1 protein-coding gene is annotated in these 651 nt (G+C 47.5%); it reads left to right on the top strand.

Annotated features, from left to right (window positions below):
- On the top strand, window positions 1–651 hold a 651-nt coding region (locus U0R11_RS13515), incomplete at both ends, for a hypothetical protein (protein WP_406752353.1).

The following is a 651-nucleotide window of genomic DNA, read 5'->3' as shown; positions in this document are numbered from 1 at the left end:
AATCAATTACCTTCTCAGGAGCAGCAACCTCGAGTAGTCCAGCTACTGTACCAACGGTAGCTAGTACCAATTTTGGAACAGCAACGAGCATGAGCTTTAGCAATGGAGTAGCCACCGCGAGCATGGCCTTGTACAAAGCAGAAAGCGCTACCATAGCTGCAACCGACGGAACCTTGTCGGCCACCGGAGCAGATCGTTTATCCGTAACAGTGAGTGCAGCTACTTACAGCAAATTAGCTGTGAGCTTATCGACACCACAAGTGAATGGTACTGCCTTCACAGGAACGAATACCTTAACGGCACAAGATGCCTATGGCAATACGGTATCTAGCTTTGATGCCAGTGCGAATAATGTAACCGTAACAACGAGCTTAACAGGAGCTATTACAGGATTATCAGGAACAAATAAATTGAGCAGTGCTGGCGACTTTACTGCAGGAGTGGCGAATTTGACGAGCCAATTAATCTTCACAGGAACAGTAGGAACAGGCACCTTTACCTTCACTCCACAAAGTGGAACAGCCGTAACGAGTGGAAGTGTACAGATCAACTCTGGAGCCGCCGATCATTTGATGATTACGGGATCTGCGAGTCAGAATGCTGGGGAAGCCCAAACGATCACGATAAGAGCAGTAGATGCGAGTCATAATA

The sequence above is a fragment of the Aquirufa salirivi genome (genome assembly GCF_045310485.1).
Lineage (GTDB): Bacteria > Bacteroidota > Bacteroidia > Cytophagales > Spirosomataceae > Aquirufa > Aquirufa salirivi.
The sequence above is the reverse complement of the archived record's forward strand: the minus strand, read 5'-3'. Positions and strand labels throughout refer to the sequence as shown.